Annotated in this window: 16 protein-coding genes; 10 read left to right on the top strand and 6 right to left on the bottom strand. The window is 72.1% G+C overall.

The genetic code is table 11. From position 1 onward, the window contains the following. The first annotated feature begins 37 nt into the window (after window positions 1-37). The 6 genes from POL25_RS24230 (at window position 38) to POL25_RS24205 (ending at window position 6,396) form a co-directional block, all read left to right on the top strand. Window positions 38-844 (top strand): ABC transporter permease, encoded by an 807-nt coding sequence (locus tag POL25_RS24230; protein ID WP_272088524.1) that lies wholly within the window; start codon window positions 38-40, stop codon window positions 842-844. 199 nt (window positions 845-1,043) lie between these two features. Then, window positions 1,044-1,829 carry an ABC transporter permease gene (locus POL25_RS24225; RefSeq protein WP_272088523.1) on the top strand — a complete coding sequence of 262 codons (786 nt, stop codon included), beginning with the start codon at window positions 1,044-1,046 and terminating at the stop codon, window positions 1,827-1,829. Window positions 1,830-2,230: 401 nt separating this feature from the next. Beyond that, window positions 2,231-3,124, top strand: coding sequence for a tetratricopeptide repeat protein (locus POL25_RS24220; protein ID WP_272088522.1), 894 nt, complete (start codon window positions 2,231-2,233; stop codon window positions 3,122-3,124). Beyond that, entirely contained in the window at window positions 3,121-4,668 is a 1,548-nt protein-coding gene (locus tag POL25_RS24215; protein WP_272088521.1) for an outer membrane protein assembly factor BamB family protein, read from the top strand. Before POL25_RS24220 ends, POL25_RS24215 begins: the two co-directional genes overlap by 4 nt. Window positions 4,669-4,805: 137 nt before the next feature. After that, complete coding sequence (locus POL25_RS24210) at window positions 4,806-5,414, top strand: flavin reductase family protein (protein ID WP_272088520.1); 609 nt, start codon at window positions 4,806-4,808, stop codon at window positions 5,412-5,414. A gap of 58 nt (window positions 5,415-5,472) precedes the next feature. Continuing rightward, entirely contained in the window at window positions 5,473-6,396 is a 924-nt protein-coding gene (locus POL25_RS24205) for a hydroxymethylglutaryl-CoA lyase (RefSeq protein WP_272088790.1), read from the top strand. A gap of 463 nt (window positions 6,397-6,859) precedes the next feature. Here POL25_RS24205 and POL25_RS24200 read toward each other — a convergent pair whose 3' ends face one another. Next, window positions 6,860-8,839 carry a GspE/PulE/PilB domain-containing protein gene (locus POL25_RS24200; protein ID WP_272088519.1) on the bottom strand — a complete coding sequence of 660 codons (1,980 nt, stop codon included), beginning with the start codon at window positions 8,837-8,839 and terminating at the stop codon, window positions 6,860-6,862. Between the two features lie 112 nt (window positions 8,840-8,951). On the opposite strand from POL25_RS24200, the gene POL25_RS24195 reads away from it, so the two are divergent. The 4 genes from POL25_RS24195 to POL25_RS24180 all read left to right on the top strand — a co-directional run bounded on the left by POL25_RS24195 (window position 8,952) and on the right by POL25_RS24180 (window position 13,691). Next, window positions 8,952-10,145 (top strand): cysteine desulfurase family protein, encoded by a 1,194-nt coding sequence (locus POL25_RS24195; RefSeq protein ID WP_272088518.1) that lies wholly within the window; start codon window positions 8,952-8,954, stop codon window positions 10,143-10,145. Continuing rightward, a complete protein-coding gene (gene mnmA / locus POL25_RS24190) occupies window positions 10,142-11,221 on the top strand; it encodes a tRNA 2-thiouridine(34) synthase MnmA (RefSeq protein WP_272088517.1) in 1,080 nt (359 codons plus the stop codon). Before POL25_RS24195 ends, mnmA begins: the two co-directional genes overlap by 4 nt. Further along, window positions 11,218-12,003, top strand: coding sequence for a ribonuclease III family protein (locus POL25_RS24185; RefSeq protein ID WP_272088516.1), 786 nt, complete (start codon window positions 11,218-11,220; stop codon window positions 12,001-12,003). The genes mnmA and POL25_RS24185 overlap by 4 nt, the downstream gene beginning before the upstream one ends. Before the next feature lie 461 nt (window positions 12,004-12,464). After that, window positions 12,465-13,691, top strand: coding sequence for an ATP-grasp domain-containing protein (locus tag POL25_RS24180; protein ID WP_272088515.1), 1,227 nt, complete (start codon window positions 12,465-12,467; stop codon window positions 13,689-13,691). Window positions 13,692-13,712: 21 nt separating this feature from the next. On the opposite strand, the gene POL25_RS24175 is transcribed toward POL25_RS24180, so the two are convergent. The 5 genes from POL25_RS24175 to POL25_RS24155 all read right to left on the bottom strand — a co-directional run bounded on the left by POL25_RS24175 (window position 13,713) and on the right by POL25_RS24155 (window position 20,233). Continuing rightward, the gene (locus POL25_RS24175; RefSeq protein WP_272088514.1) at window positions 13,713-14,207 is read right to left on the bottom strand and encodes a hypothetical protein; all 495 of its coding nucleotides are present in this window, start codon (window positions 14,205-14,207) and stop codon (window positions 13,713-13,715) included. Window positions 14,208-14,476: 269 nt separating this feature from the next. Then, complete coding sequence (locus tag POL25_RS24170) at window positions 14,477-16,117, bottom strand: vWA domain-containing protein (RefSeq protein WP_272088513.1); 1,641 nt, start codon at window positions 16,115-16,117, stop codon at window positions 14,477-14,479. A 358-nt stretch (window positions 16,118-16,475) separates the two neighbouring features. Further along, complete coding sequence (locus POL25_RS24165) at window positions 16,476-18,689, bottom strand: prolyl oligopeptidase family serine peptidase (RefSeq protein ID WP_272088512.1); 2,214 nt, start codon at window positions 18,687-18,689, stop codon at window positions 16,476-16,478. A gap of 108 nt (window positions 18,690-18,797) precedes the next feature. Beyond that, window positions 18,798-19,727: a tRNA glutamyl-Q(34) synthetase GluQRS gene (gene gluQRS, locus POL25_RS24160; protein ID WP_272088511.1), complete on the bottom strand. Its 930-nt coding sequence runs from the start codon at window positions 19,725-19,727 to the stop codon at window positions 18,798-18,800. Further along, window positions 19,724-20,233 (bottom strand): hypothetical protein, encoded by a 510-nt coding sequence (locus POL25_RS24155; protein ID WP_272088510.1) that lies wholly within the window; start codon window positions 20,231-20,233, stop codon window positions 19,724-19,726. The genes gluQRS and POL25_RS24155 overlap by 4 nt, the downstream gene beginning before the upstream one ends. Window positions 20,234-20,372 lie beyond the last annotated feature (139 nt).

The following is a 20,372-nucleotide window of genomic DNA, read 5'->3' as shown; positions in this document are numbered from 1 at the left end:
TGAAAGGACAGGTACAGAAGGACATGCGCGAAGGGGCATGTTCCAGCGGGCAGGTCACCTGACGCGGGTGATGGCGGCGGTGTGGCGGATCAGCCTGGCGGAGGCGATCGCGTACCGGGTGTCGATGCTGATGTGGGTGCTGACGACGACGTTCCCGCTGGTGTCGCTGTCGCTGTGGTCGGGGCTGGCGGCGTCGGGACCGATCGGCGATTACGCGCGCCCGGACTTCGTGGCGTACTTCGTGGCGGCGTTCCTGGTCCGCCAGTTCACGGCCAGCTGGGTGGTGTGGGAGCTGTCGGCGCAGATCCGCAGCGGCGACCTCAACACGCTGCTGATGCGGCCGATGTCGCCGATGCTCTACCACGCGATCCAGAACCTGGCGGCGCTGCCGATCCGCTGCGCGCTGGCGCTGCCGATCGGGGTGCTGGTGCTGACGCTGACGGGCGGGCTCGGGTGGCCCAGCCCCGGCTCGCTGCTGGCGCTGGGGCTGTCGCTGACGCTGGCGTGGCTGCTCAACCTGGGGGTCCACGTGACGATCGGCTGCGTGGCGTTCTGGGTCACGGAGTCGACGGCGCTGTTCGAGGTGTGGCTGGGGCTCTACCTGGTGCTGTCGGGGGCGGCGGTGCCGACCAGCCTGTACCCCGCGGGGCTGGCGGAGGTGATCCGCGCGCTGCCGTTCCACGCGTCGCTGGGGTTCCCGGTGGAGCTGGCGATCGGTCGCGCGACGGGGGCCGCGGTGACGCACGGGCTCCTGTTGCAGGCGCTGTGGGTGGCCGTGTTCGGCGCGCTGGCGACCGTGCTGTGGCGGCGCGGAGTGCGGGCGTACGAGGGGGTCGGGGCGTGAGCGCTGCGGGACATGTCCTGGCGGACAGGTTAACTGAGCGCGTTTGGGTCGCGTCCCGGGCTGTCCGTTTGGACAGGAGGACGAGTTTGTTGGGACATGTCTTTTCGGGCATGTCTTCGGGGCCATGCGATCCCGCTCCGAGGAGGGGCGCGTGAGCGGGGCGGACCGGGCAGGTCCGAAAGGACATGGCTCTCGGGCCATGTTCTATCTGCGGCTGGTGAGGGCGCAGCTCGAGATGAGCACGCTGACGGCGCTGCAGTACCGGCTCGGGTTCTGGACGGAGGGGCTCCTGGGGCTGCTTTGGAGCGTGATCGGGATCGCGCCGCTGTTCGTCGCGGTCGAGCACCTCGGGGCGGTCGAGGGCTGGGGCCGCTGGGAGCTGGTGGTGCTGACGGGCTGCTTCACCGTCCTGTCGGGGACGTTCACGGCGCTGCTGCAGCCGGCGCTGCGCGCGAGCATGACGCACATCCTCAAGGGGACGCTGGACTACGTGTTGCTGCGACCGGCCGACGGGCTGGTGCTGTGCCTGACGTGCGCGTTCCAGCCGTGGCACCTGGTCGAGGTGGTCGGCGGGCTGGCGCTGGTAATCGCGGGGCTGTGGCTGGGCGAGGTGGAGGTGACGGCGGCGGGGCTGGCGGCCGGGCTGGCGACCGGCGTGGCGGGGGTGGTGGCGCTCTACGCGTTCGGGGTGCTGGTGCTTTGCGCGTCGTTCCAGGCGCTGCAGCTGCAGGCGCTGACGCACGTGATGGAGGCGCTGATGGACTTCGGGCGCTGGCCGGCGCAGGTGTTCCCGCCGCTGCTGCGGGTGCTCTTCACGTTCGTGGTGCCGCTGCTGGTGATGACGAGCTACCCGGCCGAGGCGCTGCTCGGCCGGCTGTCGTGGGGGACCGTGGCGCAGCTGGCCGCGGTGAGCGCGACGCTGCTGGTGGTGGCGCGCCTGGCGTGGGTGCGGTCGGTGCGGGGGTACACGTCGGCGTCGAGCTGACGGGGCGGGCGGCCGTGCGCAGCGCAGGCGAGGCCTTCGCGGGGTTCGCCTGCGCTGGTGGAGCGACCTCGGTGATGTCCTCGGGGACATGTCTTGTGGGACAGGATCTCCGTCGCGGCGGCGCGGGGGCCGGCCCCGAAGGGCGGGCAGGTCGATCGGCTGCGGTCGGCCGGCCGGCTGCGCCGCGTGAGGCGATCGCCGCTTGCTTCATGGAAGTCACACCGGAACAGCTACCCGAGGAGTTGCGCCATTGGCGCAGAGGGCGCCAAGGCGGCTCTCCAGAGCTTCTCCGGGGCCTGCGCGAGGTGCGGCGAGGGCGGGCGGGAAGTCCCGACAGCGGTCAGGGGCGGGCCTGGGCGGCGATGGTGGACAAAGGCGCCACGGCCCGGTAGACAGCCCCAGTGAGCGACGAAGACAAGGCGCCAGCGACCGGTGGCGTGCGCATGGAGCTGCCGACGTGGGACCACAGCCGCAGCAAGCGTCGCGGTGGCGACGGCGGCCCGCAGGAGGACGCTTTCGTCACCGGGGTGAAGGAAGCAGGGCGCACGGCCAAGGCGCGCAGCGGGCTGGTGATCGGCGTCGTGGTCGCGGCGCTGGCCGTGCTCGTCGTCGTCGTCGTGGTCTACAACAGCCGGCAGACGGCGTCGGCGACGGCGACGCGGTCGCTGGCGACGGCGGCCCGCTACGAGTCGGAGGCCGAGGTCGGCGATCCGGCGCTGCTGCTGGGGGCCAACAAGGGCAAGCCGGTGGCGCCGATCGTCAAGGACGAGGCGGAGCGCTCGGCGGCGGTCACCAAGGCGCTCGACGAGCTCGACGCGACGGCGGCCGGCAGCGACGCGGCGCTCAACGGCAAGCTGGTGCGCGCGACCGGGCTGCTGCGAGCCGGCGATCCGGCGGGCGCAGAGGCGCTGTACCGCGAGTTCCTCGGCCAGGCCGGCGCCGGTCATCCGCTGCTGTTCTCGGCCCGCGAGGGGCTGGCGTTCGCGCGCGAGGCCCAGAACGACCTCGACGGCGCGCTGGCCGAGCTCGAGACGCTGGCCGGCCAGAAGGGCGCGTTCTACCGCGACATGGCGCTGTGGCAGAAGGGCCGCATCCTCGAGCGCCAGGGCAAGACCGACGCCGCGCTCGAGGTCTATCGCCAGTACATCGCCGAGTACCCGCTGCAGCAGCCGTCGATCGCCCAGAACGACGTGCGCAAGCGGCTGGAGGAGCTCGACCCGCAGGCGCTGGCCGGTCAACCGACGCCCGAATCGCCGATCCAGGTGATGGACGCACCGGGAGCGCCGACCCCGTGACGCCCGCCGCCCGGCTCCACTGTCTCTTGGGACATGTCGCTTTGGCCCTGTCCCTCGGGGCATGTGCCGGCGAGACCCGCACGGTCCTGCCGCACCCGGAGCTGACGCCCGGGGCGCGCGCGAACCTCGAGCTGGCCCGGGTGCAGCAGATCGCGCTGCACGACTACGGCGTGCTCAACCCCGACGAGTTCGCCGGCGTGGCGCCGGATCCGGGCCGCCGGCTGATCTACGTCGGCACGCGCGCCGGCTCGCTGCTGGCGCTGTCGATGGAGACCGGCGACGTCGTGTGGGAGCAGCAGTTCCCGGGGGCGATCTCGAGTGTGCCGAAGCTGGCGCTCGACGGCGAGTTGATGCTGCTCGGGACCGACAACGGCGACCTGCTGGCGATCGAGCTCGAGACCCGCAAGACGCGGTGGAGCTACTCGACGCTGGGCACGATCCGCAACGAGCCGCTGGTCCGTGAGGGCACGGTGTTCGTCGTCAACTCGCGCGACCAGGTGTTCGCGCTCGAGCTGAAGACTGGCGCGTGGCGCTGGCAGTACGAGCAGCCGTACCCGACCGAATTCACGGTCCACGGGCACGCGGGCCTGTCGTACCTGGCGGGCGAAGGCGTGGTGACGCAGACGCCGGATCAGGCGGCCGCCGCCGCCGGGATCGGGGCCGAGGCTGTGCTCGGCGAGCCGGCCGAGGCTGAGGCTGAGGAAGAGCCCAGCGAGACGACCGGCGATTCGCCCGCAGGCGACGGCGAGACCGCGGTGCCGGTCCAGACTGGCGGGGCGAAGGCGTCGGCGAGTGGTTCGACGAGCGCTCCGGCGAACGCAGCGGCGAGTGGTTCGGCGAGCGCACCGGCGAGTGGTTCGCCGCCCGCTGGCGCGGTGCTCGGGGGCGAAGCGGCCAACGGTGCGCCATCGAGCCCGCCGACCGGGACGATCTTCACCGGCTTCAGCAACGGCAAGGTCGCGGCGATCGGGGCCCAGTCGGGTGAGCCGATGTGGCTGGCGAACGCGGCGCCGCCGGCGGGCGGGGACTTCGTCGACGCCGACGGCACGCCGCTGATCCTGACCGACCGCGGCGAGCTCGTGGTCACCGGGCAGAGCACCGGGGTGTACGGGCTGGCGCTGGCCGACGGGCTGCAGCGCTGGTACCGGCCGCTGCGCGGGGCGGGCACGGTGGTGGCCGGTCCGCGTGGTCTGATGATCGTGGCGTCGGCGCTCGAGGGGGTCTTCGCGCTCGAGCACGGCGGCCGCGTGCGCTGGCGGCAGCAGCTGAACCCCGGGTTCGTGCAGACGCCGCTGGTGGTCGGGGACATCGCCTTCATCGCGCACTCCGACGACGGCCTGCTCGCCTACGACGTCGAGACCGGCGAGTACCTCGCCAACCTCAACACCGGCAGTGGGATCTCCGGCCCGCCGGTCTACGACGCCGAGCTGGGCCGCTTCTACACGATGTCGAACCGGGGGATGCTGGTGGTGTTCCGCACGGTCGAGGACGAAGCGCGAGGCTTCGTGCGCGGCGCGGTCGAGTCTGTCCCTTCGGCCAGGTGAGGCCGCAGGTGCGGATGTGAGGGTCCAGACGGGGCTGGCGCGGAAGGTCGCCGGCCTTTTCTGCTAATCACAAGAGCATCCCCGGACACACCGAGATCCCCGCGCCGAGCCTCGGCGCCGCCGAGACGTACCGGCTGATGACCGACCTGGTCGCGCCGCGTCCGATCGCGTGGGTGTCGAGCGTCAGCGAGGACGGCCGCCGCAACCTGGCGCCGTTCAGCTACTACCAGGCCGTCTGCTCGCACCCGCCGATGGTGGTGTTCAGCGTGTCGTGGTGGCCCGACGGGCGCATGAAGGACACGCTGGCGAACGTGCTGGCGACCCGCGAGATGGTCATCAACCACGTGTCCGATGGCCTCGCCACGGCGATGAACGCCACGTCGGCGCCGTTTTCGCCCGAGATTTCGGAGTGGGAGGCGTGCGCGATCGCGGCCGAGGCGGCTGCGGTCGTTGCGCCTCCTCGCGTCGTGGGAGCGCTGGCCTGTCTCGAGTGCAAGCTCGTGCACGCGCTTCCGCTGGGGGACGGCGCCCCCGGAAAACCGTCAGCCACGCTGGTCGTGGCCGAGGTGGTGCATTTCTCCGTCGCCAGCGAGCTGCTGCGGCGCGATGCGCGAGGCCGCCTGCTGCCGATCGACCCGGGGCAATTGCAGTCGATCGGCCGCCTCGGCGGGATCGCGTACACTCGCACGACGGATCGCTTCGAGCTTTTGCGCCCCCAGGCGCCCGGGAGCAAGGCCAGTGACTGATTCGTCCGCACGTCCCTCCGGAACCGACACCGTCGAGCCGACGCGCCTGTTCGGATCGATGCCGCCCGAGGTCTCGATCTACGAGGTCGGGCCGCGCGACGGGCTGCAGAACGAGGCGACGATCCTGTCGGCCGATCGCAAGATCGAGATGATCGAGGGCCTCGTCGACGCCGGGGTCAAGCGCATCGAGGTGACGAGCTTCGTCAACCCGCGCTGGATCCCCGCGCTCGCCGATCACATGGAAGTGGCGACCCGCATCCGTCGCAAGCCGGGCGTCACTTACAGCGCGCTGGTGCCGAACCTGCGCGGCCTCGACGCGGCCTCGCGCGCGGGCATGCAGGAGATCGCGGTGTTCATGGCGGCGTCGCAGACGCACAACCGCAAGAACATCAACAAGACCACGGAAGAGGCGCTGGCGACCTACCGCGAGGTGGTGACCGAGGCGCGCGCCCGCGGGATGACGGTCCGCGGCTACGTCAGCACGGTGTACGGCTGCCCCTACGAGGGCGAGGTGCCGTTCGAGCAGGTGCTGCGCGTCGGCTCGAGCCTGCTCGAGATGGGCTGCTACGAGCTGAGCCTCGGCGACACGATCGGCGTCGGCACGCCGCGCCAGGTCGAGTACATCCTCGACGGCCTGTTGCACGCGGGGGTCCGCCTCGATCAGCTCGCGGTCCATTTCCACGACACGCGCGGGACGGCGCTGGCCAACATCACGGTGGCGCTGCAGCTCGGGATCCGCACGGTCGACTCGGCGATCGGCGGCCTCGGCGGCTGCCCGTACGCGCCCGGGGCGTCGGGCAACGTGTCGACCGAGGACGTGGTGTACATGCTGCACGGGATGGGCTGCCGCACCGGGATCGATCTCGACCGGCTGGTGGCCATCAGCGCGCGGCTCGGCGGGCATCTCGCCCGCGAGCTGCCCAGCAAGTACCTCAAGGCCCACCTCGGGCACTGCGCGCGCGTCGGCAAGCCGCTCGCTTGAGCGGGTGGGGCGCTCGGGAGGCGTCGCTCCGACTGCGGTGACGCTTGGCGCTGCTTCGGCATCGACGCACCCCGGTGCGAGCCGATGCTGCGCGTCTGTGTGCGGCGCTGCTCGGCGCTGCTTCGGCATCGAAGCGCTTCTGGTGCGGGCCGACGCTGCGCGCCTGTGTGCGGCGCTGCTTCGGCGTCGAAACGCTTCTGGTGCGAGCCGACGCTGCGACTGCGGTGACGCTTGGCGCTGCTTCGGCATCGAAGCGCTTCTGGTGCGAGCCGACGCTGCGTTACCGATGTGCGGCGCTGCTTGGTGCTGCTTCGGCAGCGACAGAGTTCACGTGCACACTAGTCTGCGCCTTCGGACATGTCGCTTCGCGCATGTCCGTGAGGACATGCGCGAACGGACATAGAGAAACGGGCATGTCCGTTTGGACATGCCCGCTTCGACATGCGCGCCGGGGCCGGCGCGGCTACTTCCCGCGGGCCTTCTCGATCACGATGATGCGCTCGAGCGCGGCGGCGACCTCGTGGGTCAGCTCGTGCAGGCTGCGCGGGTCGACGGGGTTGCTCGAGCCCGAGGCGAACACGATCAGCGGGACCTTCTCGCGCAGGAGGACGGGCAGGACCAGGATGACGCCCTCGACGCCGCCGAGGGCCGAGAAGAAGGCGGCGTCGATCGGGGTGTCGGTCCGCATCGCGCCGAAGTAGGGGAGGCGGCGCTCGATGACGCCGGAGAACACCGAGGGGCCGCCGGCGGGGATCCGGATCTGGCGCACGGCCTCGACCAGCAGGTCTTCGCCGCGGGCGTCGCGGCCGCGGATCTCGCCCTTGACGTGGACGAACATGATGACCCGCGAGAAGCCCTCGGCGAGGAAATCGAGCAGCAGGTCGGTGACCTCGTCGCGCGACTTGACGGTGGCGAAGCGCGGCAGCAGGCGGTGGAACGCCTCCGGCGACAGCGGGATGATCTCGTTGGCGGCGGTGAAGCTCGGCGGGATCCAGGTCTGGGTCTTGGCGGCGTCGAAGGTCGCCTCGCCGGGCCCGGAGGTGCCGGGTCGGTCGTTGCTCTCGAGGTCGTCGAGCGGGATGTCGAGGTCGTCGCTGGGCCGCGGGGCGCCGGAGAGGGTCTCGGCGGCGCTCTCGGTGCCGGGCTCGGTGCGACCGCGCGAGGTGTCGATCTCTTCGGCCGGGCGCAGGGTCGCCATGGCGCCAGCGATCGTCGGCACGGGCGCCTCGGGCTCGCTGACGGGGCTGGCCGCAGGGACAGGTACGGTGTCGGCGTCGATGGCGACCGCGGCGGGGACGCTCGCGGCGGTGGACGGCTGGGCGACGCTGCCCGTGGTCGAGCTGGCCGCAGAGACAGGTGCGGCGGGCATCGCCGCGGTGATGCTCGAGGAGGCGAACGGCTGGGTGACGTTGCCCGGGGCCGAGCTGGCCGAAGAGACAGGTACGGCGATCGGCGGGGTGGCGAGGTTGGGGGCGGCGAGGTTGGGGGCGGAGAGGTTGGTCGCGCCGACCGACGAGACGCCGTTGCTCGCGGGGGAGGTGGCGACCGGCGGGGTGGCGGTGAGCGCCGCGGCGAGGCTGCCGCTGCCGGGCGGGCTGGCCGAAGGGACAGGTGCGACTACGGTCGCGGTGGCGCTCGATGCGACCACGGGCGCGGCGGCGTGGGCGGGGATGCCGTACGGCGAGGGCGCGAAGGCGGCGGCCGGCAACACGGCGGCCGGACGCGGGGCGCCGGCCATGAGCACGGCCGAGGGCTGGAGCACGGCGGCCGGACGGATCGCGGCGCCGCTGGGGGCGGAGGGGCGAGAGGCGCCCGCGGCGACGGGCTCGACGACCGGCGGCGAAGGCACGGTCAGGGCGCCGTTCGGCGGGGTGCCAATGGTCGGGGGCGTCACCGTCGGCGCCGAGCTGACGGCGGCCGAGGGGGCGCGGCTGGTGCTCGAGCCAGGTGCGGAGGCGCCGGCGGGGATGACCGCGGCCGGGGTCGCGGCGGTGGCCGGCTTGGTCGCCTGCAGCGAGGGCAAGGTCGGCGCCGGGATCCCGTAGTGGTGCGTGATCGAGGAGCGGATGACTCGCAGCGGCGCGACCGCGCGAACCAGATACGCGCCCGTGTGCGCCGAGATGGCGTCGACCGCTTTCATGTCGGTCGGGTCGACCATCGCCAGGGTGAGGTTGCCAGTCTCGTCGCTCGAGATCGGGAGCACGGCGTGGCGCGCAGCCAATTCACCGGGGACCCGATCGAGCGCCGATCGATCGACGCCGTCGAGGATGCTGGCGCCCACCTTGGGGATCATCAGCTTGCTGTGAAGGAAACCGACGACGCTGTCTTCATCGGCGAAGCTGTGCGAAAGCAGAGCTTCGACGAAGGAGAGCTTGCGCTCGGCGCTTGTGGCCTGTACCGCGGCTAACTGCTCGTCGGAGAGCAGGCCCGCTCTCACCATCATGGTCCCGAGGAGACTCACGCGCTGTGATGATTCAACGCCGGAGCCCATCCCGTCAACAAGCCGGCTAAACCGGGGCTCCCGGCGCCGGACCTCGTGCTATAGCCGGCCCTGGGTGCGCTACCTCGACCACAACGCGACGACCCCCCTCGATCCCCGGGTCCGGGACGCTGTTATCGCCGCGCTGACCGACCCCCTCCTTCAGGGGAACCCGGCCAGCGTGCACAGCACGGGGCAGCGGGCCCGGGCGGCCGTCGAACAGGCGCGCCGCGCGGTCGCCCGGGCGCTCGGGGCCGAGGCGCTCGAGGTGACTTTCACGTCGGGCGGGACCGAGGCCGACAACCTGGCGCTGATCGGCGCTGCGAGGGCGCTGCGGGCCGCAGGGCGGCCTTTTGGCCTGCTCACTTCGCCGCTCGAGCACCCGGCGGTGCTGGCGGCGGCGGGCCGGCTGCAGCGTGAGGGACACCCGCTGGCGCTGGTCGCGGTCGACGCCCATGGCCGCATCGAGCCCGACGCGCTGAGCGCCGCCCTCCGGGAGAACCCGGACGTGGGAGTTGTCTCGCTCGCTGCCGCGAATCACGTGCTCGGCAATGCCTACGACATCCCGGCGCTGGTCCGCGTGGTGCGCGAATTCGCGCCCGGGGCGCTGGTCCACTGCGACGCGGTGCAGGCGTTCGGCAAGCTGCCCCTCGACTTTCATGGCTGGGATCTCGACCTGCTCAGCGTCAGCAGCCACAAAATCTACGGCCCGAAGGGGGTCGGCGCGCTGGTCCATCGCCGCCGGCTGGCGATCGATCCGCTGCTGCTCGGCGGCCAGCAAGAGCGCGGGCGCCGGGCGGGGACCGAGCCGGTCGCCAGCATCACAGGGTTCGGCGTCGCGGCGCAGCTGGCCGCGGCCGAGCTGCCGACGCGCCACGCCCACGTGACCCGACTGGCCGAACGCTTGCGGGCTGGCCTTTCGGACATGTCCGATGTGACAGTCCACGGCGATCGCGAGCGCCGGGTCGGCAACACCGTGAGCGCCGGGTTCGCCGGCTGCGACGGGCAGCTGCTGGCGATGAACCTCGACCTGGCAGGGATCGCGGTGTCGTACGGGGCGGCCTGCAGCTCGGGCACGCCCGAGCCGTCGCCGGTGCTGCTGGCGCTGGGGCTGACGCCGGCCGCGGCTCGCTCGGCGCTGCGGATCTCGCTCGGCGCCGGCAACACCGAAGAGGATGTCGAAGCGCTGCTGGCCGCGTTGCCCGAGGCGATCGCGCGCGTGCGCGGGGCGGAGGGCGGCGGCGACTGGCGCGAGGTGACGCCGTCATGAGGATCGTGTGCGCGATGTCCGGCGGGGTCGACTCGTCGGTGGCGGCGGCGCTGCTGGTCGAGGCGGGCCACGAAGTGGTGGGCCTGACGATGCGGCTCTACGACGCCAGCGGGCACGAACGCCAGGGCCGCGGCGGGTCGTGCTGCTCGCCGGCGGAGATCGATCAGGCGCGAGACGTGTGCGCGCTGCTTGGGATCCCGCACTACACGGTCGACGAGCAGGAGCGCTTCTCGGCCCAGGTGATCGACGACTTCGCCCGCGAGTACGCCCGCGGCCGCACGCCGAACCCGTGCGTCCGCTGCAACGAGCACGTGAAGTTCGGGCCGCTGGTGGCCCGCGCCCGCGCGCTCGGTGCCGAGGCGCTGGCGACCGGCCACTACGCGCGCCTGGAAGACGGGGCGCTGCTGCGCGCGGCCGATGCGACGAAGGACCAGACGTACTTCCTGTTCGCGGTGCCGCCGGCGCTGCTGGCGGGGGTGCAGTTTCCGCTCGGGACATGGCTCAAAGACCAGGTGCGAGCCAAGGCCCGCGCGCTCGGGCTGCCGAGCGCCGACACGCCCGACAGCCAGGAGCTGTGCTTCGTCGGCGGCCGCGATCACGGTGAGTTGGTGGAGGCGCGGGCGGCGACGCTGGGGCTGGCGACCGAGGAGCTGGCGCCCGGCGAGGTGGTCGACGCCGAGGGCCGCGTGCTCGGGGCGCACGGCGGGATCCACCGCGTGACGATCGGCCAGCGCCGCGGGCTGCGGATCCCGGGCACGTCGCCGCGCTACGTGCTGCGGGTGCTGCCGGCGCAGCGCCAGGTGGTGGTGGGCGACGCGGCGGACCTCGAGACGCACGCGCTGACGCTGGCGGACTTCCGCCGGCTGGCGCCGCTGGGCGAGCACGCGACGGTCCGCGCGGAGGTCCAGATCCGTCACCGCGGGCGGCCGGCGCCGGCGCGCGTCGAGCTGGCGGGCGAGCGGGCGACGATCCATTTCGAAACGCCGGTCCAGGCGGCGGCGCCGGGGCAAGCCGCGGTGATCTACGCCGGTGACCGAGTGCTCGGCGGCGGCTGGATCGCGGAGACCGGCGCATGACCGAGCTGCTCGAGGATCTGCCCGACCGCCGCGGGGCGCCGACCTGGCCCGACAACGAGGCCCGCATGGCGCCGCTGCAGACGCGGCTCGGCTACGCGTTCACCCGCCCGGCGCTGCTGCGCGTGGCGCTGACGCACCCGACGTGGGTCAACGAGCACGCGCGCGCGGGCTGGCCGAGCAACGCGTGCCTCGAGTTCTTCGGCGACGCAGTGCTGGCCCTGCTTTCGACCGAGGCGCTGTGGCGCCGCTTCCCGGCGCTGCCCGAGGGGGTGCTGACGCGGCTGCGCGCGAGCCTGGTGTCGGAGCCGGCGCTGGCCGAGGCGGCCCGGCGGCTCGATCTCGGGCCGTCGCTGTGGGTGGCGCATCGGCAGGCGGAGCTGCGCGAACACGACGGGTCGCTGGCCGACGCGGCCGAGGCGGTGCTCGGAGCGGCGTTCCTCGACGCGCGCGCGGCCGGCCGCGATCCGCTGGCGTCGTCGGGGGTGGTGTTTCAGGCGCTGCTGGGGCCCCGTTTGGCGGCGCTGCGCCCGGACGACGGCAAGCCGGCCAAGGCGCGGCTGCAGGAGTGGGCCCAGGCGCGCTGGCGGCGGCCGCCGGTCTACGTGCCGCTCGGCGACCGCCCGGCGCACGACCGCTCGCTGTGGCGGGTGCGCGCGGAGGTGACGTGCTCCGACGGCCTGATCGTGGCGCTGGCCGAGGGCGAGGGCCCGAGCTTGCGCGCGGCCGAGTCGGCGGCGGCCGAGACGGCGCTCGATCGCATCGACCGCGGCGAGCTCGGGTGAGCCTGGCTGGCGGGTAGGCGGAGTGTCCGATCGGGCATGTCGTGGGGAATATGTCGCCGAGGGCATGTCGATAAGGGCATGTCGTCGGAGACATGTCGAAACAGACATGTGGGGCACGCGAGGGCTCGCGGCGCCGGCGAGAGCACGGTCGGCTGCGCCGGGCGGGCGGAAGATCGCGCAGGACCGTCGAGGGCTCGCCGCGACTCGCTCGCAGGATCGGCCACGCGGGCAGGTCTCGCCGATCGGAGGCTGCGCCGGGTCGGGGACCGTCGGAGGGCGCCGGACCACGGCCTGGATCGCCCCGGTCCCGTGACCGCCACGCGCCGCTGCGAGACGTCGTTTTGCGGGCCGAGGCTGGGCTCCCGCGGTCATCGACCGGTCGGGATCGCGTGCGACCGGCGGTTCTCGCTGACCGAGCGCGTCGCCGGGTCGCGGTGGATCTGGCATGATCGCGGCCGCGCATGCCCGCCCACGTCCTCTACGTCGCCCCGTTCTACAGCGCCAACATCCTGCAGTGCCTCGACGCGCTGACGTCGCTGCCCGATGTCCGGATCGGCCTCATCACCCACGAGTCCGAGGCGACGCTGCCCGAGCGCTACCGCGGTCGCGTGGTCGGGCACTACCAGGTCCGTGACTGCCTCGACGCCGAGCAGCTGGTGTCCGCGGGCAAGGCGTTCCAGGCCGGGTGGGGGCGCGTCGATCGCCTGATCGGGTTCCTCGAGCAGATGCAGACCCCGCTGGCGGTGGCGCGCGACAAGCTGGGGATCCCGGGCATGACGGAGGCGATCGCCCGCAACTTCCGCGAGAAGAACCGGATGAAGGCGAAGCTGCGCGAGGCGGGGCTGCCGGTGGCGAGGCAGGCGCTGATCGGCTCGGCCGAGGAGGCGCGGGCGTTCGTGCGCGAGGTCGGCTACCCGGTCGTGCTCAAGCCGCCGGCGGGCCTGGGCTCGCGGGCGACGGTCCGCGCGACCGACGACGAGTCGCTGGCGTCGGCGCTCGCCGAGCTGTTCGTGACGCCGTCGAACCCGGCCCAGGCCGAGGAGTTCGTGCGCGGCGAGGAGCACACGTTCGAGACGATCACGATCGACGGCAGGCCGGTGTGGCACTCGTCGAGCTACTACCTGCCAGGGCCGCTGCAGGTGCTCGAGAACCCGTGGATTCAGTACTGCGTGCTGCTGCCGCGCGAGCAGCTGCAGCCGCACGCGCAGACGTTCCGCGCGCTCAACGTGCGCGCGCTGCAGGCCCTCGGGGTCGGCACGGCGCTCACTCATATGGAGTGGTTCCTCCGCCCCGACGGCTCGATGGTGATCAGCGAGGTGGCGGCCCGCCCGCCCGGCGTGCACCTGATGCCGATGATGGGCCTCTGCCACGGGGTCGACATGTGGCAGAAGTGGGCCGAGCTGATGGTGTTCGACCGCTTCGAGGCGCCGCCGCGCCAGTTCGCGGCCGGCACGGCGTTCTTCCGCGGGCAAGGTCCGGGGCAGGTGGTCCGCGCGGTCGAGGGCCTGGCCGAGGCGCAAGAGCAGGCCGGCCCGTGGGTGGTCGACCGCAAGCTGCCGCAGGTCGGGCAGCCGCGCGCGTCCGGCTACGAGGGCGAGGGCTACGCGATCGTGAAGGGCGAGACGACCGAGGAGGTCGTGACGGCGTTGCGGGCGCTGGTCAAGTCGGTGCGCGTGGTGCTCGGCTGAGCGACTGCGCCGGGGCGAGGATCACTCCTGGCCGGCCCAGCGCTCGAGGAACATGGTGCGCGCGGCCTCCATCTCCGGCGAGACCGGCTTCTCCGAGGGGAAGCCGGTGACGAGCAGCCAGCGGCCGGTGAACGCCGTGGCAGGGTAGTACGGCGGCTCGCCCGGCAGGAGCAGGCGCGGGTCCTGCAGCGCGGCGAACATCGCGTTCTGGTCGGCGAACTCGAACACGTAGAGCCACACCTGCGGGCTGGTGGCCGTCAGCACGCGGTGGCTCTGCACGCCGCGAGCCTTGAGGTCGGCCTCGTTCAGCGGCTCCGGCAACGTGAGCGGCTCGACGGGGTTGTGCTCGAAGCGCAGGCGGGACAGCGGGAAGCCCTCGAGGTCGCCGCCGCCTGCCGTGGCGGTGGATGTCTTCGGGGCCATGTCCGAAGGGGCAGGTGCCTTGCCGGCGCCGGTGCATCCGAGCACCGCCGAGGTCACAAGCACGAAGGAGAACAGCGCGGCGCGGGTCGACACGCGCGGAGCGTAACGCCGCGGGCCGCGCGGGGCAAACGACCGCCGCGTGCCGAGCGCGGTCGGGACACGAGGTGCCTGGTCGCTGCGCGCGCGGAGCTCGGTGCGGGAGATCGCGGTGCGCAGCGGCCGACCGAGGCGCGGCTCACGGTCGACGCGCGCAGTGACGAGAGGCGAGCCCGGTCGGACGGTTGAGGTGGGTCGGGTCGTTGCGTGCGCGAGAGAGGCCGGTATGGCGCGTGAGACCTGGCTGGTGGATGCCGGCGAGCGGCTCACGGGTGGTCGATGCGATCGAGCAGGTTCTTGCGCGGGCCGGTGGTGACGACGGGCGAGCGCCGCGAGGACGGGGCGGGCGGGAGGCCGCTGACGCGATCGACGGCGGGAGCGGCGGGCGAGGGCTCGCCGGCGTGGCCCGAGAGCTTGGCGAAGGTGCGCTCGAGGGCGAACACGAGCGTGCGCTCCTCGGCGAGCTCGGGATCGCGGTCCTGGCGGTAGAGCGAGGCGAGGGCGTGCACGAGCTGGTAGGCGCCCTCCTGGTCGTTCTGCTCGTGGTGGAGGGCGGCGGCCCGGGCCAGCGCGGTGGCCTGATCGACGAGCCGCGCGCCGCGGACGAGGCCGACGCTGGCGTTCGCACCTGGCTTGTAGGACAGGTCGACGGTGGAGCTGCGCGGCTTGCCGGCGGCGACCTCGGTGTAGGCGAGGCTGACCTGGCCGAGCGGACGATCGACGGCCTGTTTGGGGCCGGGCAAGTTGCGATCGGCGGGGCCGAAGCCGACGAAGATGGCGCCCTTCTTGCGGCTGAGGAAGATGGTCTCGACGCTGAGGCGGATGGCGCCGCCGGGGGCCCATTCGATGGCCTTGCCGGGGATCCCGTAGACCCCGGCGATCTTGAGGCCGGCGGCGGGCTTCACCTCGAGCTTCAGGTCGTGGGCGAGCTCGGTGACCATGGTGTCGAAGTCTTCGCGGAAGACCTTCGACATGCGCGCGGCGTCGGGGAAGAAGAACAGGTTGCCGCCGCGCACGCTGCTGACCGCGGTGGCGAGCTCGGCCCCGAACTGCACGCCGACGCCGACGGTGGTAAGGCCGATGCCGCCGTGCGAGGCGTCGCGGGCCATGCCCATGAAGCTCTGCTTGTCGGTGGCGCCGACGTTGGGCCGCTCGTCGGTGAAGAGCATGACGCGGGTGGTGCCCTTGAAGCCCTTGCCGCTGCGACCGGCGAGCTCGTAGCCGACCCGCAGGCCCTCTTCCATGGCGGTCGAGCCGGCGCTCTCGATGTCGGCGATGTGCCTGGCGATCGCGCGCTTGTCCCGGGCGGGCGTCGGGGCCAGATGGACGTGGGCGCGGTCGCCGTAGAGGACGATCGAGAGCTGGTCGTCAGGCCCGAGCTGATCGAGGACGCGGTAGAGGCTCTCGCGCACGAGGTCGAGCGGCTGGCCCGACATCGAGCCCGACTTGTCGATGACGGCGACGAGGTTGAGCGGGGCGCGCTTGAAGGTCTTCGGATCGAGGCCGGAGCTGAAGCCGAGCTGGGCGAGGTACTGGACGTCGGGCTGGGCGAGCAAGGCGGCGCCGGTGGCCTCGCCGACGGTGCAGAGCAGCTGATCGCAGGTGCGCCCGGCCGCGAGCGGGAGGTCGTGCTCGCTGAACAGGCCCTCGGGCGTGAAGGTGTTGGGGTGCGGGACCTCGCCGGCCTTGACGCGATCGCGGAAGAACTGGATGTCCTGGGCGCCGCCGGGCGTGGCCCCCATCGCGGGCGAGGGAGCGAGCATCTCGCCAGCGAAGGTGTCGGCCGAGAAGTCGTAGGCCTTCATGCGGTGCGGGCGCTCGCGCTCCTTGTCGGGGGCTGCCTCGGCGGCGGGCATGAAGAAGGTGAACGCGGCGAGACAGGCGAGGGAGCGCAGGCGGATCGGCATGGTGGCTCGCCCCGGCAACGGGCGGTCGAGAGGATGGATCTACGGGCGCGCGCGCGAACGGTGCGGCCGCGGATGCGGACGGCCGGGGTCGGGGACCCTCGTCGGGTCGCGCCGAGCGGACGCATCGAGGAGAGCGCATCAGGCCGCTTTCGTGCGCGCGGCATGGAGAGCTGCATGTCGCATCGGACATGTCATTCGGAACATGCTCTAAAGCGCTTGCCCAAAGTTAGCGCGGCATGAAGAGATGCATGTCGCATCGGACATGTCATTTGGAACATGCTCTCGAGGGCATGTCCAAAAATACAGGAGCCCCGCGACCTCGGCGAGATCGCGGGGCTCCGGGGCGCGAGGGCGCGGGCTAGATCGTCATGCCGAGGTTGTGGACGACGAAGCCCCAGAGGTCGGTCCACTCGTCGATCTGCTTGCTGGTCGGCTTTCCGGCGCCGTGGCCGGCGCGCACGTCGATGCGGATGAGGGTCGGCTTGTCGCCGGCCTGGGCGGCCTGCAGCGCGGCGGCGAACTTGTAGCTGTGGCCGGGGACGACGCGGTCGTCGTGATCGGCGGTGTAGACGAGGGTGGCCGGGTACTTGGTGCCGGACTTGAGGTTGTGCAGCGGCGAGTAGGCGCGCAGGGCCTTGAACTGCTCGGCGTCGTCGGAGGAGCCGTAGTCGGACACCCAGGCCCAGCCGATCGTGAACTTGTGGAAGCGCAGCATGTCCATGACGCCGACGCCGGGCAGGGCGACGGCGAACAGGTCGGGGCGCTGAGTCATGGCGGCGCCGACCAGCAGGCCGCCGTTGCTGCGGCCGCCGATGGCGAGCTTGCCCGGCGAGGTGACCTTCTCGGCGACGAGGTACTCGGCGGCGCTGATGAAGTCGTCGAACACGTTCTGCTTGTGCAGCTTGGTGCCGGCCTCGTGCCAGGACTCGCCGTACTCGCCGCCGCCGCGCAGGTTGGCGACCGCGAGCACGCCGCCGAGCTCGAGCCACATGAGGTCGGGGACGGAGAAGCCGGGGGTGAGCGCGACGTTGAAGCCGCCGTAGCCGTAGAGGTAGGTCGGGTTCTGGCCGGTCCGCTCGAGGCCCTTCTTGTGGGTCAAGAACATCGGCACCTTGGTGCCGTCCTTGCTGGTGTAGAAGACCTGGGTGGTCTCGTACTTGCTCGGATCGAAGGCGACCTTGGGCTGGCGGAAGACCTCGCTGGTGCCGGTCTTGAGGTCGTAGCGGAAGATGGTGGTCGGCCAGGTGTAGCTGGTGAAGGCGTAGAAGGTCTCGGTGTCCTTCGACCGACCGCCGAAGCCGCCGGCGGTGCCGAGGCCGGGCAAGGTGATGTCACGCTCGAGCTTGCCGCCCTCGCTGAAGACGCGGACCTCGCTGCGCGCGTCCTTGAGGTACGAGGCGATCAGCTTGCCGCCGACGTGGCTGATGCCGCGCAGGGTCTCGGGAGCCTCGGGGATGAGGAGCTTCCACGCGGCAGGATCGCCGGCGTTCTTCTTGGTCGGGTCGATGGCGACGAGCTTGCCGCGCGTAGCGCCCTGGGTGGTCTGGATGAAGAGGCTGCTGCCCTTGCTGCCGACGAAGGTGTACTCGGCGTCGAACTTGCCGAGCAGCTCGACGACGGGCTTCTTGCCGACGCCGCCCGCGAGGTCCTGGACGAACAGGGCGTTCTTGTCGGCGCTGCCCTCCCACACGCGGATGACGAGCCAGCGGCCGTCGTCGCTGACCTCGCCGCCGAAGCCCCACTGCGGGTGATCCTTGCGCTCGTAGACGAGGATGTCCTGGTCCTGGGCGGTGCCGACCTTGTGGTAGTAGAGCTTCTGGAACTCGTTCTTGCCCCTGAGCGCCTCGCCGTCCTTGGGGGCGTCATAGCGGCTGTAAAAGAAGCCCTTGCTGTCCTTCGTCCAGGCGGCGCCGCTGAACTTGATCCACTTGAGGTGATCGTCGAGGTCCTTGCCGGTGGCGATCTCGCGGATGCGGTACTCCTGCCAGTCGCTGCCGGCGGCGGCGAGGCCGTAGGCGATGTACTTGCCGTCCTGGCTGATCGCGGTGCCGGACAGGGCGACGGTGCCGTCCTGCGAGAGGGTGTTGGGATCGAGGAGGACGCGCGGCTCGGCGGCGAGGTTGTCGGCGACGTAGAGGACGCTCTGGTTCTGCAGGCCGTCGTTGCGGCTGTAGAAGTACTTGCCGCCCTCCTTGGAGGGGACGCCGTAACGCTCGTAGTTCCACAGCTCGGTGAGGCGCTTGCGGATGACGTCGCGCTGCTGGATGCCGCCGAGGACGCCGAAGGTGAGCTTGTTCTGGGCCTCGACCCACGCGCGGGTCTCGTCGGTGTCGAGCTCCTCGAGCCAGCGGTACGGGTCGCCGACCTGGGCGCCGTGGTAGGTGTCGACGGTGTCGCCCTTGCGCGTGCTGGGGTAGGTGTAGGCCGAGCTGGGGCCGGCCGCGGAGCCGCCGTTGTCGCTGCCGTCGCCCGGCGAGGCGTCGGTGGGCCCGGCGGTGGTGGCTGCAGGCTTGCAGGCGGCGAGGGCGAGGGCGGCGGTGAACCACGCGAGGGGCGAGAGGCGGCGATGCATCGGCGAAGAGACTCCGGGGAGGATTCGGGTTTTATCGACCCGGGTCGGCGCGGACAAGGCTTCGCGGGCGCAACGTCGGGCGACTCACGGGGCGGACGAGGACGTCCGTCACAGGCCGGCGAGGTCGAGGGGCTGCGAGGTGATGCGCGCGAGCGGATCGTCGGCCTGAACGGTGGTCAAGAGCTCGCGGGGCCGGATCTCGCGGACCTCCGGGGGCACGAGGCCCACGCTGCGGGCGAGCGCCGCCACGACGCGCGCCGGCGATGCGCCCGCCTCGCGCAGGGCCCCGAGGTCGGGCGCCCCATCGCGCTTGCTGAGCTTGGCCCCGCCGGCGCCGAGGATCAACGGGACGTGGGCGAAGCGCGGGGCGGGCAGGTCAGGGTGCAGCGCGCGCAGGAGGTGGAGCTGCCGCGGGGTGCTGTCGAGCAGATCGGCGCCGCGGACGATGTCGGTGACGCCCATGTCGGCGTCGTCGACGACGACGGCGAGCTGGTAGGCCCAGGCCCCGTCGCCGCGCTGCAGCACGAAGTCGCCGACGTCGCGGTCGATGTCCTGCCGGTGCTCGCCGCACAGGCGATCGACGAAGTCGACGCTGCCGCCAGGGACGCGCCAGCGCACGGCGGCGTGACGGCCGGGGTTCGACTGTCCTTTGCGACATGTCCCCGGGTACACTGGCTCTCCGGACATGCTGGTGACCGGCAAGGCGCGCAGCTCGCGACGGGTGCAGGTGCACGGGTAGACTTCGAGGCGCGCGAGGGCGGCGGCGTAGCGATCGCCGCGCTCGCTCTGACGGTAGGGGCCGGACGGTCCGCCGACGTCGGGGCCCTCGTCCCAGTCGAGGCCGAGCCAGTGCAGGTCGAGCAGGAGCTGGGCCTCGAACTCGGGCCGGGCGCGCGTGAAGTCGACGTCCTCGATGCGCATGACAAAGGCGCCGCCGCGAGCGCGGGCGTCGAGCCAGGCGAGCAGGGCGGTGCGCGCGTTGCCGAGGTGCAGCGGGCCGGTCGGGCTGGGAGCGTAGCGACCGCGGACCGCGCTCATGTGCGAGGAAGATACGCCGCGGGGATCGGGGAGTCGTCGCGCTCGTCGGCCCAGAGGATCGTGAGGATCCACCAGCGCCGGCCGTCGTGGCGCAGCTGGATGCTGTTGATGCCGCGGTAGAGCAGGTGGTCGGCGCCGCCGTCGTCGGTGCGGCTCTCGTAGGTGGTGAAGACGTGGGCGATCCCGGCGAACACCTCGGTGCGGCGGAACAGCTCGCGCTCGGAGAAGCCGCGCAGGCCCTGCTCGCTGATCCGGGTCTGCACCCGCTCGACGAACTCGGGGACGCTCATGTCGTCGATGTTGTTGGCGTGGACCTTGATCAGGCGGCCGTGCGGGACGCACAGGCTGGCGAGACGCTCGGCGTCGGGGCCCCGCCCCTCGGTGAACGAGACCGAGGCGTACATGGCGCGGACGATGGCGTCGATCGAGTTGACGTCGTCGGCGAGCGCGGGCGGGTGGCTGGGCCAGGGACCGGAGCCTCCGGAAAGCACGGCGGCGACGGACATGGCGGCAGAGGATGAAGGTGCACTCGGGCCCGGGTCGACAGGCATACCCTCCACTATACCTGAGCGAGGACGCGCGCAAAGGGGCCCGCAGGCCACGTGGGCGCGCCCTTGCGGCAAATCCGGCCGCGGCGGCCCGCGG

Source organism: Nannocystis bainbridge (assembly GCF_028368995.1).
Taxonomy (GTDB): domain Bacteria; phylum Myxococcota_A; class Polyangia; order Nannocystales; family Nannocystaceae; genus Nannocystis; species Nannocystis bainbridge.
Note: the sequence above shows the minus strand (reverse complement) of the source record. Positions and strands in the feature narration are given on the sequence as shown.